Here is a 14081-nt window from a genome sequence, read left to right as displayed (position 1 = left end):
TTAGTAAGTGGTTTTTTTATAATAAGTCAGATATTACTTTGATGTGAGAGGAAGTACCATGGCTCAGAGTGTTAAAAATAAAATTAAAGTGGGTTGTAAAGCTATTGACTATGAACAGTGTCAACATTTTATTAATGCATTTAATATCATTGGTAAAAAATGGAATGGCCTAATTATTAGTTCCTTATGTGATGGCGAGTATATGCGTTTTAAAGACTTAGCTAGCTGTGTAGAAGCATGTTCTGATCGTGTATTAGTTGAACGTCTTAAAGAATTAGAAAGAGAAAATATAATCAAAAGATTAGTTGATGAAAAAACAAAAATAATTTCTTATAGTTTAACCAAAAAGGGTGAAGAGCTCAGACCTGTTTTCGATCAAATTCATGGTTGGGCCGATAAATGGGAGTAAAATAATCTAACTACTTGAAAGTTATTTCAAAAAGCATTATTCTATTATGTAATTACGCAATGTAAGACTAGTAACAGAAATTGTTTACTTAGAGAGACTTTTTATTAAGCTGGGAGAAAAGTTTAAATGATTCTGTGAATTTCATCTTACTAGTAGAATCTAATCAATTCCGGTATTCACCGTTATCGAAAACTTAAGTGTAAGTTCTTATTTGGGCTTAAACTAGGGTGGTACCGCGAAGCTTCGTCCCTTTTTGGGGCGGAGCTTTTTTATCTGAGAGGGAAAATTATGGACTTATTTGACAGGCTGAATCAGCTATGTGAGCAAGGATTAACTGAAATCAAACAAGCAAAAAATGAAACAGCGCTAAACCAGGTGCGGATTAAGTTAGTTGGTCGCAAGAGTGAACTGACTGAAATTTTGCATTCAATGAAGAATGTTGAACCAAAAAATCGGCGTGAAATTGGACAAAAAGTAAATGAATTACGTGATTTATTTAATGAAAAATTAGATGAAGCAAAAGCTAAAATTCTTAAGACTATCGAAAAAGAACAACTTGAACAAGAAAAAATTGATGTAACTTTACCAGGACGAAAGTCTCATTTAGGTGTAAAGCATCCAATTAATATTATTTTAGATGATTTAGAAAAATATTTTATTGGTATGGGTTACGAAGTTGTTCAAGGACCAGAAATTGAAACAGATCATTATTGCTTTGAAATGATGAACTTGCCTAAAGATCATCCAGCACGTGATATGCAAGATACTTTTTATATTGATGCCGAAGATCTATTACGTTCACAGACTTCGGGTGATCAAGCGCGAGTTTTAGAAAAATTTGACTTTACTAAGGGACCATTAAAGATGGTGGGCCCCGGTAAGGTATATCGCCGTGATGATGATGATGCAACTCACTCTCATCAATTCATGCAAATGGAAGGTCTAGTAGTAGATAAAAATATTACCATGGGTGATTTAAAAGGAACCTTAGAAATGATGACCAGACATGTCTTTGGTCAAGATCGTAAAACAAGGCTACGTCCAAGTTATTTCCCATTTACTGAGCCTTCGGTTGAGATGGATGTTTCTTGCTTTAATTGTGATGGCAAGGGATGTTCAATTTGCAAATATACTGGTTGGATTGAAGTTCTAGGAGCTGGTATGGTGCATCCCAATGTCTTAGAAAATGCTGGTGTTGATTCAAATACTTATGGTGGATTTGCTTTTGGTGTAGGGCTTGATCGATTTGCTATTCTTAAATATGGTATTGATGATATTCGCGACTTTTATACTAATGATGTTCGGTTCTTAGAACAATTTAGCAAGGAGGAAAGATAGTGTTAGTTTCTTATAGATGGCTCCAAGATTTTCTAAAGTTAGACCAAGATCCTGAAAAATTAGCAGAAAAAATTACGCGAACTGGCGTGGAAGTTGCAGAGGTAAAGCATCCACAAGCTGGTTTGAAAAAAATTGTTGTAGGTCATATTATTGATTGTACGCCAATTGAAGGTACCCATTTAAATATTACACATGTTGATGTTGGTGAGGATGAACCACATCAAATAGTTTGTGGTGCCCCTAATGTAGCGGCTGGTCAAGATGTTATTGTAGCCTTACCCGGTGCCAGAATTATTGACAATACTAAAATAAAAAAGGGAAAACTGCGTGGATATGAATCCAATGGTATGATTTGTAGTTTACAAGAAATTGGATTTTCAGATAGTGTAGTTCCTGAAAAATATGCTGCTGGCATTTACGTTTTTCCTAAAGATGCTGACATTAAACCGGGTCAAACAGTATTTGAACCTTTAGGAATGGATGATTATATTTTTGATTTTGATATTACTCCTAATCGTGCTGATACACTGTCCATGGAAGGCTCTGCTTATGAGGTCGGGGCAATTGTTGATGAACCCGTTAAAGTAGAAAATGTAACTATCAAAGCTGATGGAGAGGCATGGACAGACAGTTTTGCTGTTTCGGTTGATTCTGATTTAACCTCCAAATTTTATTTGCGAAAAATCACTAATGTTAAAATAGCTGCTAGCCCACTATGGATGCAAAGACGTTTATGGAATGCTGGAATTAGACCAATCAACAATGTAGTTGATGTAACAAACTATGTCATGCTTTTAACTGGGCAACCATTACATGCCTACGATGCTAGAGCTTTTGCAAATAATAAATTAGTTGTGCGCAAAGCTAATGAAGGGGAACAATTAACTCTACTTAACAATAAAGAGGTCAGCCTTAATCCTGAAGACATCGTAATTACTAATGGCGACCAGGTGGTAATGATGGCTGGTGTTATGGGAGGTTTAAACTCAGAAATAGAAGTTGATACTACTGATGTGATTTTAGAAGCTGCTATTTTTGATTCTACTTTAATTAGGAAATCTGCTTTACGCCATGCCAATCGAACTGAAGCGTCAAGTCGCTATGAAAAGGGAATAAATCGTGAAGCAACTCAACGAGCTTTGGCAATGGCCGCACTACTATTACGTAATAATGCCTGCGGAACTATTAATGAAGGAACTATCTGTGCAATAGATAAAGCTCAGCAACCAACAATAATTAAGACTACAGTTTCATACATTAACAAGACTTTAGGTACAAAAATAGCTGCAAAAGAAATGTTACATCTATTTGAAAGGCTAAATTTTGAAACTACACTTGCAAAAGATGATTTAACTGTCCATGTTCCAGCTAGACGATGGGATATTACAATTCCCGCTGATTTAGTTGAGGAAATTGGTCGCTTATATGGTTATGACAATATCGAATCAACCCAACCGGTTTTAGCGGAAACTCATGGTGGTTATTCTAAAAAAGAAGAGGCTATTAGACGAATAAAGAATTTTGTTCAAGGGCAAGGTTTGATGGAAGCTATTTCATATTCTTTAACTTCACCACAGAAAGCAACTGCTTATACTAAAGAAGCCAAAAAACTAATTAAGGTGCAAATGCCACTTAATTCAAGTCGCTCAACTTTAAGACAAAATTTGCTTACCGGTCTAGTTGACGCTGCTAGTTACAATATGGCCCGTAAACAAAATCAATTGGCTTTGTATGAGCAAGGACGTGTTTACGATTTTGAAGACAATATCTATAACGAGCATGAACACCTTGCTGCGTTATATTCTGGTAAAGTTTATTTTGAAAACTGGCAGCATGATGATGAAAAAATTGATTTTTACTATGTTAAAGGACAATTAACCAATTTATTAGCAGCTATTGGGATTAACTTAAGTGAAATAGAATATCGTGCAGAAACTATAACTGATATGCATCCTACCCGTACAGCTGGAATCTATATTAAAAAGCAAAATGTGGGTTTAATTGGCATGATTAGCCATTCAGTTACGCAAGCTAATAAGGCAATGAATGGCAGTGAGATTTATGGTTATGAATTAGATCTTGATAAAATTTTTGATTTGATTTGCAAGCCAAAGACAATTGCCCAAGCCACACCAAAATTCCCAGCAATTGAGCGGGATTTATCTATTTTGGTTGATAAAACTGTAACGAACCAAGCCATTGCAGATATTATCAATCAAAATGGTGGTAAATATTTAATTAAATTACAGGTTATTGACATCTATCAAGGGCCGCATATTGACCAAAGCAAAAAGAGTCTAGCTTATCGGCTAACTTTCCTAAATAATAGGGATACCTTAACTGATGAAGTTGTTACTAGGTCAATGGATTCAGTTATACAGCATTTAAAAGAAAGCTTAAAAGTAGAAATTCGTTAAAGGTTGACTTTAAGTTAGGAAATCAATATTATAAACCCGTGCGAAAAAAGATTTTAACTTTAAGGAGTAGAAAATTTTATGCCTGAGAAATCATATCCGATGACTGCTGAAGGAAAAGAAAAGCTTGAAGCAGAATTGAAAAATTTAAAAGTAGTTAAGCGTCCGGAAGTAATTGAGCGTATTAAAGTTGCTCGTTCTTATGGTGATTTATCTGAAAACTCAGAATATGATGCAGCAAAAGACGAGCAAAGTCATCTGGAAGACCGAATTAATGTGGTCGAAGAAATGTTAAAATACGCGCAAGTGGTTGATGCGACCTCGACTGACCCTGATGAAGTTGCTGTCGGTAAGACAGTTACTTACACTGAAGTAGGAGAAAATGATTCAGAAACCTATACAATTGTTGGTAGTGATGAATCTGACCCATTAAATGGGAAGATTTCTAACGATTCACCAATTGCTCAAGCAATTTTAGGCAAAAAAAAGGGTCAAAAAGTTACAATTGCTACACCAGGTGGTAAATTTGACGCTATAATTGATAAAGTAGAAGATTAGTTTATCAATTATATTCGGCTAATTTTAAAATTAAGTAAAAAAGACTAAAATGTTAACATTTTAGTCTTTTTTTCTTAAGGTAATCAATGATTAGAAAAGTAGCGATAATCTTTACTTTTATCAAATATTACTCCGCGCGCATTTTCGCCATTTGAAATAGAAAAAATTATATCAGGATATTTAGTGTGAACCTTATCTTCTAAAAAATCACGTAGCATTTTATTGTTGGCTAAAACTGAACCAGTCAAAGCAACTTTCATTGGTTTGGGTTCAACATAACGATCAATTCCAATAATAATATCTCGGGCAAGTAATTCTGCTTGTTCTTTAATAACAGCTATTGCATTTGTATCTCCTGCATCTGCAAGTTGTGCTACACTAACGGCCATTGCTGCAATTTCTGGATTACTCAATTTATAAAATTTAGCAGTTGCATCAACTAAATTATCTACATGAAAGAGTTGGTTAAACAGGTCAATTAATTGGTTATTTTCGCGTTTATCCCAGCTTAATAGGGCCTGTTTGAATGCAGAAAGAGCAATGGCATATCCAGAACCCTCATCACCTAAAATTGCACCATAACCGCCAGTAGTAATGATATGTCCATTTTGTAATCCATTAAAAACTGAGCCTGTGCCAGCGATTACCAATCCGCCATCATCACCTTCAAGACCGTTATAAAGAGCAAGTAAAGAATCAGTTATAGCTCTAACAGGTAAATTACTAACTTTTGCTGAAATTTCGCCGGCGACTTCAGTTGCCCGTCCAATTACTGACAAGCCAGCAATTCCACATAAAATTCGTTGGCAATCACCATTAATTTGGTTAATTAATTGGTTAATTGCATTAGTTATATTTTCAATTCCTCTGGTATAATCGGTATTAATTTGTCCAGGACCTGATTCTATTCGTTTTAGTTCGGCTCCTTTTTCATCGTATGCAATAGCAGTTGTATGTGTGCCACCAGCATCAACCCCAATTTGGTATTTAAGTATCATCTTAATCTTCCTTTATCTAAAATTTTAATCTTTCATCTATTAATTTTATTACAAAAACTATAATTAAAGAAGTTTTTTGAAAACGTTTCATTCATAAAAATGACTTAATTTTGAATAAAAGTAACAACTTATAATAGTTAAAGCTTGTTTATTTGTTAAAATATTAGCAAAGATAGAGGGAAGAGATAGAATTATAGCTTTTTTTTTGATAGAATTACGCTAGTTTAGTGAGGTTTTAATTAAGTGAAATTTTCTAAAAAAAATCGAGAAACTACAAACTCGAAAAAGCAGTCTTCAACACCAATTAGAATGAAGCTAATTTTAGGAATTATTTTTGTTCTTTTTGCTACTTTGGTTGGACAACTAGCATATTTACAGATAGGTTATGGCTCCCGCTTTAAGGCAGAAGTTCAAAAATCTAATTCCGCGGTAGTTTCTAGTCAAGTCCCAAGAGGTGTCATGTATGATAATAAAGGACGTGTCTTGGTTGGTAACAAGGCTAAAAATGCAATTACTTATACTAAAAGTGTCTCTACAACGGCTGATGATATATATAAAATTTCTAATTTACTTAGCCAGTACTTACAAATAAAGGATGAAAAGCCCACTAGTCAGCAGGTTGTTGATTACTATTTAGCTAATAAAAAAAATAGTACCCAAGAGGCGGCTAAAGTACCTAAATCTATTCGTGAAACACAAGATGATAATCTCATTAACGCGCGAATCAAAAGTCAAGTACTAAAAGAACATATTAAGCTAACTGAACGGCAAAAAACCGCGGCAATAATTTTCAATAAAATTTCTGGCGCCTATACCTTATCAACAATTTATATCAAAAATAATGATTTAACCGATAAGGAAATAGCTGAAATAGGTGAGCATCTTTCAGAATTGCCTGGGGTCGGAATTGGTACTGATTGGCAAAGATCTTATCCTAACGGCTCATCTATTAGAAGTATTATTGGTTCAGTTTCTACTGAAAAAGCTGGCTTACCTAGTGACAACTTACAATATTATTTGACTAACGGCTATTCACGCAATGATCGTGTAGGAACATCATATTTAGAAGAAGAATATGAACCACTTTTAAGGGGAACTAAGGCAACCAGTAAGATTTGGACCAAAACAGCTGGTGGAATTGAACAATCCAAATCAGTCTATTCAGGTCAAGCTGGTTCAAGTTTAATTCTTACGCTAGATGCTAAGTACCAAAAAGAAGTACAAAAATCACTTGAGCAAATTTATGCTTCAGCTCTAGCTTCTGGTGCAGCACATTATTCAAATGGTGCCTATGCAGTAGCAATGAATCCTAAAACTGGTGCATTGTTAGCGATCGCTGGTATTAGTAGAGATCCCAATAAAAATAAGACGACGAACAATGCATTGGGTGTTATTAATCAGTCTTTTGTTATGGGGTCAGTGGTTAAAGGAGCGATGGTTGGTGGCGGTTTAATCAATAAAGTAATTACGCCTACCAATAATACTTTACCCGATACGCCAGTCTATTTACCAGGTACGCCAATTAAAAAATCAGTGTATCCAGTTGGAACATTTGGGGCACTTGATGCTGCAACAGCACTTGAAGTTTCTAGTAATATTTATATGATGCATCTGGCTATGAATTGGATTCATGCTGACTATGTACCCAAGACAAAAATTAGTATGCCAGCAACGGCTTTTGATACTTTGCGTCATAATTTCAATATGTTTGGGTTGGGGCAAAAGACTGGCGTTGATTTACCAGGAGAAATTGCTGGTATTCAAGGCCGGTCATTTAATGAACAAGGTCAAATTTTGTCCGGTTCAGTTTTAGACTTGTCTTATGGTAATTACGATGCTTATACTCCTATCCAAATGGTGCAATATATTTCCACCATTGCTAATGGAGGTTATCGGATGCAGCCTTATGTTGTACAGTCAATTGGGCATACAGCTAATGATGGCAAAAGGGTCTATGTCGACTATAATAAAAAGCCTAATGTTCAATTACGGATTCCTTGGACAACTGATGAGCTAGATGTTGTTCGGCAGGGAATGTGGCGGGTTGTTCATGGAACCAATTCCTGGGGAACAGCGCATAAGTTAAAGGATGTCAAGCCAGCTATTTCAGGTAAGTCGGGAACAGCTCAAACTTTTTATTTTGATCCAGAGCATCCGCGGCAAAAGAATCCACCTGAATTAGTTAATGCTACCTTTGTTGGTTATGCTCCGTCAGATAAACCTGAAATTGCCACAGCAGTTATTTTTCCTGGACTTGACCCTGATTTAGAGGGTTCCTATACCCTACAAATGACTAAAGCAATGGTTGAAGATTATTTTAAGTTACATAAAAAATAGAAATTAATAAATAATACTGGCAAAAAGTTGTGGAAAATGCTAAACTAATTCAGTCAGAATAAATTTAGGTGGTGAAAGAAATGGCAGATAACATCATTTTGGAATGCACCGAATGTGGCGATAGAAGTTACTTATCTAAGAAAAACAAGCGTAAGCATCCGGAACGTTTAAGTTTGAAGAAGTATTGCCCAGTTGAAAGACAGGCAACTCTTCATCGTGAAACTAAGTAATAAACTAATATAGCAAGGGCCTATGCTCCTGCTATTTTTTGTATGAAATGATTATGAATAAAAAAGAACTTCGACAAAAACAAATTGAGTGTTTGAAAAATTATGCAGCTACTGCAGCAAAAGAGCTTGATGATTTAATTTTGCTTGAAAAATTAATGAATTTAAAATTATTACAACATAGCCAAAGAATCGGTGTTACTTCGTCTTTGCCATATGAAGTCGATACATCTAACTTGATAGCTAATTTATGGGAACAAGGCAAGGAGGTTTATTTAGCTCGTTCATATAATAATCGTGAACATACGCAAGATTTTGTCGCCTATAATTACAATAGTAAGGTTGCTAGATCAAAGTTTGGTGTTGAGGAAGTAGTAGATACTAATGCTAAAGTCAATAATGAACTTGATTTGATTATTGTTCCAGGTGTCGCCTTTGCCCTCGATTCAAAACAGAGGATTGGTTTTGGTGGTGGCTATTATGATCGTTTTTTAGCTAAACATCCCCATACACCAACTATTGCTCTTGCTAATACAAAAATGATTTTTGCGCATATGAGTTGGCAAGCTGAAAAAACCGATATCCCGCTAAAAATTATTATTACACCACATGAAATTTGAAAATAATTAGAGGTTATAATGAATCAAAGACAGAATTTGCGTAATTGCTATATGACGGTGCTAATATTAATAGCGCTGCTACTTGTTTATATAATTGAAGTGGCTTTGGGTGGTTCAGAAAGCACATATGTACTTGTCAAAATGGGGGCAATGAATAATTATGCGATTGTTGCTGCGGGACAGTGGTGGCGCCTGCTTACTGCTCAATTTTTGCATATCGGGATGATGCACCTTATTTCTAATGCTGTAATGATCTATTATTTAGGCATGTATTTGGAAGAAATTATTGGACATTGGCGTTTTTTGATCTTATATATATTATCTGGCGTAGGTGGTAATTTATTAAGTTTAGCCTTGGGCAGTGATCAAGCAATCAGTGCAGGAGCATCTACTGCCTTATTTGGAATTTTTGGTGCCATGACTGCAATCGCCTTGCGAAATCGAGCCAATCCAATTCTTACTTATCTTGGTAAGCAGTCATTTTGGCTTGCCTTAATTAATATTGGCTTAGATTTATTTGTACCAAATATTGATATTCAGGGTCATATTGGCGGCTTTATTACTGGCTTTTTACTTGCAATAATTATTGGTGATAAGACAATGAAGCGTTATTCCTTTAAATGGCGTGTAATTGCTAGTTGCTTATTACTTATCTATGTACTAGCAACTATTAGAACAGGTATGATTATAAAAATATAATGAAAACTCTATACGATGTACAACAACTTTTAAAAAAATATGGTGTGCTTGTTCATGTTGGTAAACGGATATGGGATATTGAGTTAATGGCACTTGAACTTGATAACATTAATCGTTCTCATTTAATTAGCCAACACGACTATCTAATAGCTAAAATGATTTTGCGTCATGAACATGAGTATGAAGAGCAAATAGAAAAGGATAAACATAGCTCTTAACTGAATTTAGGAGTATATTATTTATAAAAGTTAGAGGAGAGAATAATTTATGTCAACTCTATTGATTATTATAGACATTGTTTTAGTTGTAATTATACTTGCTTTTGTATTTGTATGGCTGTGGAATAAAGTTCAAGCTAAGCGTCTAGGTAATGGCGACTTGTCAAACGATGAATTTAAACAAGGAATGCGAAAAGCTCAAATCGTTGATTTACGTGAAAAAGAGCCCTTCAAAAGAAAGCATATTGATGGTGCCAGAAATATTCCGTATACAATGTTAAAGTACCAATATGCTGAATTAAGGACTGATTTACCTGTGTACTTATATTCTGATTCCGTTTCGGTTACCTTGCGGGCTGCTAGGTTTTTACAAAAAAATAATTTTTCAAAAATCAAATGGTTAAAAAATGGCTTTGATGAATGGAATGGCAGAACTAAGTCCGCTAAATACTAATTTTAAAAACATGTTTGTGACTATTCAAACGTGTTTTTTTCTATATAATATTAAGGAAAGTGAAAATGCAAAAAATATTAGCAATTGTTGGACCAACTGCTATTGGTAAAACTAGTATGGCAATCTCTTTGGCGCAAGAGCTGTCTGGTGAAATTATTTCTGGCGATTCAATGCAAGTCTATCAAGAAGTTGCAGTCGGAACAGCTAAACCAACTTATTCAGAAAGACAAACTGTTAAACATTATTTAGTTGATACTCAATCAATTTTTGCACCATATTCAGTCGTTGATTTTGTTCATGATGCTAAAAATGCCGCTCAAGAAATTACTAAAAAAAACAAATTGCCAATCCTTGTAGGGGGAACGGGCTTTTATGTTAATGCTTTTCTTAACCAAATGCAGCTTGGTGAAAAAAATAGCCAAGAAAGTGCAATCGCTGAAAAATGGAATATGTATTTAAAGCAAAATGGGGCTGCACAACTTTGGCAACAACTAGCTGCTCAAGATTTTGCAGCTGCTTGTAAAATTTCACCCAATAATTCACGGCGTGTGTTACGTGCCTTGACGGTAATTGAGCGAACGGGGAAAAAATTTTCACAGCAGCAAGAAGAAATCCCGCCACGTTATAATTATTTAATAATTGGTTTAAATGCGGATCGTCAAGAAATATATCGGCGAATTAATCTGCGGGTTGACCAGATGATGGAGCAAGGTTTACTTAAAGAAGCAGAATTTATTTTTCAAAATAGAGAGCAGGAATATCAAGTATTGCAGGCAATCGGGTACAAAGAATTTTTTCCTTATTTTACCGGTGAAAAAAAATTGGCAGAATGTGTAGTTGATTTAAAAACTGCTTCAAGACGTTATGCTAAAAGACAGTTGACCTATTTTCGCCATCAATTACCAGTTAATTGGGTAGACCCATTAAAAAACAATAATTGTACAAAAGAAATTAAACAGAAAGTAGAGGCATGGTTAAATGAATAATTGGCCCAAAGAATTACAGCATCTTGTTAGTGAAATTGATCTGCAGATTGCACCACAATTAGCAAAGATTGATGATATTATACTCTGCAATCAGAATAAGGTATTACAAGCTTTTAAAAAGGAAGAGGTTGCTGAAGCTGACCTAATTGGCAGTACTGGCTATGGTTCTGATGACAGTGGTAGAGATAAACTTGACCGCATGTATGCAGAAATTTTTGGCACAGAAGATGCTCTAGTTCGTTCACAATTTGTTTCGGGCACGCATACCTTGGCCACAGCTATGGCAGGTAACTTGTTACCTGGGGATGAACTAACCTATATAACTGGAATGCCATACGATACACTGCAACAGGTGATTGGCATTGCTGGCGATGGGCGTGGGAGTTTAATGTCATATGGTGTTAAATTTTCTCATGTTGATTTAAAAAACGGTGAAGTTGATTTTGCAGCATGTGAAAAATTGTTAACTGCTCATCAACCTAAAATGGTCGTAATTCAACGTTCACGTGGTTATGATACGCGCCAAAGCTTTACCGTTGAAAAAATTAGGCCGATGATTACGATGATTCGGGCAGCAAGTCCTAACAGTATTATTTTTATTGATAATTGTTATGGGGAGTTTTCCCAAAAGCATGAACCAACTGAATATGGGGCAGATTTAATGGCTGGTTCATTGATTAAAAATGCTGGTGGCGGCTTGGCAAAAGTCGGTGGTTATATTGTAGGTAAACATGAATTAATTGAAAATGCGGCTCATCGTTTAACAGCTGGCGGAATTGGCCGCTTTGAAGGTGCAAGTCTAAATAATAATCTTGACTATTTTGAAGGCCTATTTATTGCACCAAGCGTAACTGGCAATGCCATTAAGGGTGCTATTTATACTTCAGCGATATTAGAACGAATGGGGCTTGCAGTTTCACCTAAATGGAATGCTGAGCGGACGGATTTAATTCAAGCTGTAATTTTTAATGATCAAGAAAAAATGATTAATTTTGCTAAGATTATTCAGTCAAATTCCCCCATTAATTCTTTTGTTGATCCAGTTCCGAGTAATGATGCCGGCTATGAAGATAAGGTTATTATGGCCGACGGCTCATTTATTGAGGGTGCCAGTATTGAATTTTCCGGAGATGGACCAATTCGACCACCGTATGCAATTTATATGCAAGGTGGATTGACATATGCGCATGTTAAACTAGCAATTACCAATGCCGTAAATGAATTATTTTTTAATTAATAATTTTTAATCAGTAATTAAAGCAAGTCAGAAGTAAAGCTTTGATAAAATTTATCTCAAAATAGTTATACCATTTTGACTTTTATCTAATGATTTGTTAATCTATTAATCAAAGTTTAGTATAAAGGTCAAGGACTTTTGTAAACTATACCAATTGTTAGTGGTTTATATTTTTAGGGGAAAAGCATGACAAATAAGATTTCAGAAGATGATATTAGAAAAAGTGTCGCTGATAACGATGTTCGATTTTTACGATTAATGTTTACTGACATTAATGGAACGTTAAAAGCAGTTGAAGTTCCAAATAGTCAACTTGAAAAAGTCTTAGAAAATGATATTCGTTTTGATGGTTCTTCAATTGATGGCTTTGTTCGGTTAGAAGAAAGTGATATGGTTTTATATCCTGATTTTTCAACGTGGTCAGTTTTACCGTGGACTGACAGTCGAGGCGGAAAGATCGGTAGCCTAATTTGCTCTGTTCATACAACCGATGGTCAGCCATTTACTGGTGATCCGCGTAATAATTTGAAACGTGTCCTTAATGAAATGAAAGAGATGGGCTTTTCAGCGTTTGATATTGGCTTTGAAGCAGAATTTCATTTACTTAAACTTGACAGTAATGGAAATTGGACTACGGAAGTTCCTGATCATGCCTCGTACTTTGATTTGACTTCTAATGATGAAAGTGCCAGTTGCCGTAGAGATATTGTTGAAACGTTAGAAAGCATTGGTTTTGAAGTTGAAGCTGCCCACCATGAAGTTGGCGTGGGACAACAAGAAATTGATTTTAAATTTGATGATGCTTTAACGACTGCAGACCGTGTGCAAATGTTTAAAATGATTGTCCGTGAAATTGCTAAAAAGCACGGTTTATATGCAACATTTATGGCAAAGCCACTTCAAGGTGAAGCAGGTAATGGAATGCATACTAATATGTCTTTATTTAAGGGCAATAAGAATGCTTTTTATGATAATAATAATAAATTCCATTTATCAAATACAGCACTTTACTTTTTAAATGGAATTTTAGAGCATGCGCGAGCTATTACTGCTGTAGGTAATCCAACTGTTAATTCATATAAGAGATTAATTCCGGGTTATGAGGCACCTGTTTACATATCTTGGGCTTCTAAAAATCGCTCGCCAATGGTAAGGGTACCTTCGGCAGAAGAAATTAATACTCGTTTAGAAATGCGTTCGGCTGATCCAACTGCTAATCCATATTTACTTTTAGCAGCGTGTTTAAGTGCGGGACTATCAGGTATTAAAGCGGAAAAAATGCCAATGGATCCTGTTGATTGCAATTTATTTGAATTAAGTCAACAGCAACGAGATGAATTAGGAATTAAACCATTACCTTCTACATTACACAATGCGCTTAAAGCGTTTAAGGACGATCAGCTGATTCAAGCTGCTTTGGGTGATCATTTGACACAAAGTTTTATTAGTTCTAAAGAATTAGAATGGTCGCAATATACACAAACTGTTTCTGATTGGGAAAGAAATCGGTATATGGGTTATTAAGCCTTTAGTGGTTAATAATATTTAAAAAGCAACGAATTACAAAAGTAATTCGTTGCTTTTTA

General features: G+C 35.2%; 14 protein-coding genes and 1 other annotated feature. Of the genes, 13 read left to right on the top strand and 1 reads right to left on the bottom strand.

The genetic code is table 11. The features are described 5' to 3' along the window. The first annotated feature begins 58 nt into the window (after positions 1-58). The 4 genes from F5ESL0237_RS04995 to greA all read left to right on the top strand — a co-directional run bounded on the left by F5ESL0237_RS04995 (position 59) and on the right by greA (position 4719). Positions 59-409 carry a helix-turn-helix domain-containing protein gene (locus F5ESL0237_RS04995; protein WP_090092867.1) on the top strand — a complete coding sequence of 117 codons (351 nt, stop codon included), beginning with the start codon at positions 59-61 and terminating at the stop codon, positions 407-409. A gap of 48 nt (positions 410-457) precedes the next feature. Beyond that, positions 458-663, top strand: a binding site (T-box leader). A 34-nt stretch (positions 664-697) separates the two neighbouring features. Next, entirely contained in the window at positions 698-1747 is a 1050-nt protein-coding gene (gene pheS / locus F5ESL0237_RS04990; RefSeq protein ID WP_122021967.1) for a phenylalanine--tRNA ligase subunit alpha, read from the top strand. Beyond that, on the top strand, positions 1747-4164 hold the full coding sequence (pheT, locus tag F5ESL0237_RS04985) for a phenylalanine--tRNA ligase subunit beta (protein ID WP_122024816.1): 2418 nt from the start codon (positions 1747-1749) through the stop codon (positions 4162-4164). The genes pheS and pheT overlap by 1 nt, the downstream gene beginning before the upstream one ends. Positions 4165-4242: 78 nt before the next feature. Continuing rightward, positions 4243-4719: a transcription elongation factor GreA gene (gene greA / locus F5ESL0237_RS04980; protein ID WP_122021965.1), complete on the top strand. Its 477-nt coding sequence runs from the start codon at positions 4243-4245 to the stop codon at positions 4717-4719. Positions 4720-4802: 83 nt separating this feature from the next. Here greA and F5ESL0237_RS04975 read toward each other — a convergent pair whose 3' ends face one another. Continuing rightward, positions 4803-5717, bottom strand: coding sequence for an N-acetylglucosamine kinase (locus F5ESL0237_RS04975; RefSeq protein WP_122021964.1), 915 nt, complete (start codon positions 5715-5717; stop codon positions 4803-4805). A gap of 309 nt (positions 5718-6026) precedes the next feature. Between F5ESL0237_RS04975 and F5ESL0237_RS04970 the strand changes: the two genes are divergently transcribed. The 9 genes from F5ESL0237_RS04970 (at position 6027) to glnA (ending at position 14019) form a co-directional block, all read left to right on the top strand. Continuing rightward, complete coding sequence (locus F5ESL0237_RS04970; protein WP_122024849.1) at positions 6027-8054, top strand: penicillin-binding protein 2; 2028 nt, start codon at positions 6027-6029, stop codon at positions 8052-8054. Positions 8055-8134: 80 nt separating this feature from the next. Then, positions 8135-8284, top strand: coding sequence for a 50S ribosomal protein L33 (gene rpmG, locus F5ESL0237_RS04965; RefSeq protein ID WP_090092858.1), 150 nt, complete (start codon positions 8135-8137; stop codon positions 8282-8284). 53 nt (positions 8285-8337) lie between these two features. Further along, positions 8338-8901: a 5-formyltetrahydrofolate cyclo-ligase gene (locus F5ESL0237_RS04960; RefSeq protein ID WP_122021963.1), complete on the top strand. Its 564-nt coding sequence runs from the start codon at positions 8338-8340 to the stop codon at positions 8899-8901. Between the two features lie 18 nt (positions 8902-8919). Further along, positions 8920-9600, top strand: coding sequence for a rhomboid family intramembrane serine protease (locus F5ESL0237_RS04955; RefSeq protein ID WP_122024815.1), 681 nt, complete (start codon positions 8920-8922; stop codon positions 9598-9600). Beyond that, positions 9600-9818: a YqgQ family protein gene (locus F5ESL0237_RS04950; RefSeq protein ID WP_090092855.1), complete on the top strand. Its 219-nt coding sequence runs from the start codon at positions 9600-9602 to the stop codon at positions 9816-9818. The genes F5ESL0237_RS04955 and F5ESL0237_RS04950 overlap by 1 nt, the downstream gene beginning before the upstream one ends. 49 nt (positions 9819-9867) lie before the next feature. Further along, on the top strand, positions 9868-10272 hold the full coding sequence (locus tag F5ESL0237_RS04945; RefSeq protein WP_090092854.1) for a rhodanese-like domain-containing protein: 405 nt from the start codon (positions 9868-9870) through the stop codon (positions 10270-10272). Positions 10273-10337: 65 nt separating this feature from the next. Beyond that, a complete protein-coding gene (miaA, locus tag F5ESL0237_RS04940; protein ID WP_122024814.1) occupies positions 10338-11258 on the top strand; it encodes a tRNA (adenosine(37)-N6)-dimethylallyltransferase MiaA in 921 nt (306 codons plus the stop codon). After that, the gene (locus tag F5ESL0237_RS04935) at positions 11251-12495 is read left to right on the top strand and encodes a methionine gamma-lyase family protein (protein ID WP_122021960.1); all 1245 of its coding nucleotides are present in this window, start codon (positions 11251-11253) and stop codon (positions 12493-12495) included. Before miaA ends, F5ESL0237_RS04935 begins: the two co-directional genes overlap by 8 nt. A 186-nt stretch (positions 12496-12681) precedes the next feature. Then, positions 12682-14019 carry a type I glutamate--ammonia ligase gene (glnA, locus tag F5ESL0237_RS04930; protein WP_122021959.1) on the top strand — a complete coding sequence of 446 codons (1338 nt, stop codon included), beginning with the start codon at positions 12682-12684 and terminating at the stop codon, positions 14017-14019. Positions 14020-14081: the final 62 nt, after the last annotated feature.

Source organism: Lactobacillus sp. ESL0237, from assembly GCF_003692985.1.
In the GTDB taxonomy this organism is placed as follows: Bacteria; Bacillota; Bacilli; order Lactobacillales; family Lactobacillaceae; genus Lactobacillus; species Lactobacillus bombicola.
The sequence above is the reverse complement of the archived record's forward strand: the minus strand, read 5'-3'. Positions and strand labels throughout refer to the sequence as shown.

Bases quoted from the DNA above. Each gene is read 5' to 3' on its own strand.
- greA (WP_122021965.1), top strand. From the start codon at position 4,243: ATGCCTGAGAAATCATATCCGATGACTGCTGAAGGAAAAGAAAAGCTT.
- F5ESL0237_RS04945 (WP_090092854.1), top strand. From the start codon at position 9,868: ATGTCAACTCTATTGATTATTATAGACATTGTTTTAGTTGTAATTATA.
- F5ESL0237_RS04960 (WP_122021963.1), top strand. From the start codon at position 8,338: ATGAATAAAAAAGAACTTCGACAAAAACAAATTGAGTGTTTGAAAAAT.
- F5ESL0237_RS04950 (WP_090092855.1), top strand. From the start codon at position 9,600: ATGAAAACTCTATACGATGTACAACAACTTTTAAAAAAATATGGTGTG.
- rpmG (WP_090092858.1), top strand. From the start codon at position 8,135: ATGGCAGATAACATCATTTTGGAATGCACCGAATGTGGCGATAGAAGT.
- F5ESL0237_RS04995 (WP_090092867.1), top strand. From the start codon at position 59: ATGGCTCAGAGTGTTAAAAATAAAATTAAAGTGGGTTGTAAAGCTATT.
- F5ESL0237_RS04975 (WP_122021964.1), bottom strand. From the start codon at position 5,717: ATGATACTTAAATACCAAATTGGGGTTGATGCTGGTGGCACACATACA.
- F5ESL0237_RS04935 (WP_122021960.1), top strand. From the start codon at position 11,251: ATGAATAATTGGCCCAAAGAATTACAGCATCTTGTTAGTGAAATTGAT.
- F5ESL0237_RS04970 (WP_122024849.1), top strand. From the start codon at position 6,027: ATGAAGCTAATTTTAGGAATTATTTTTGTTCTTTTTGCTACTTTGGTT.
- F5ESL0237_RS04955 (WP_122024815.1), top strand. From the start codon at position 8,920: ATGAATCAAAGACAGAATTTGCGTAATTGCTATATGACGGTGCTAATA.
- glnA (WP_122021959.1), top strand. From the start codon at position 12,682: ATGACAAATAAGATTTCAGAAGATGATATTAGAAAAAGTGTCGCTGAT.
- pheS (WP_122021967.1), top strand. From the start codon at position 698: ATGGACTTATTTGACAGGCTGAATCAGCTATGTGAGCAAGGATTAACT.
- miaA (WP_122024814.1), top strand. From the start codon at position 10,338: ATGCAAAAAATATTAGCAATTGTTGGACCAACTGCTATTGGTAAAACT.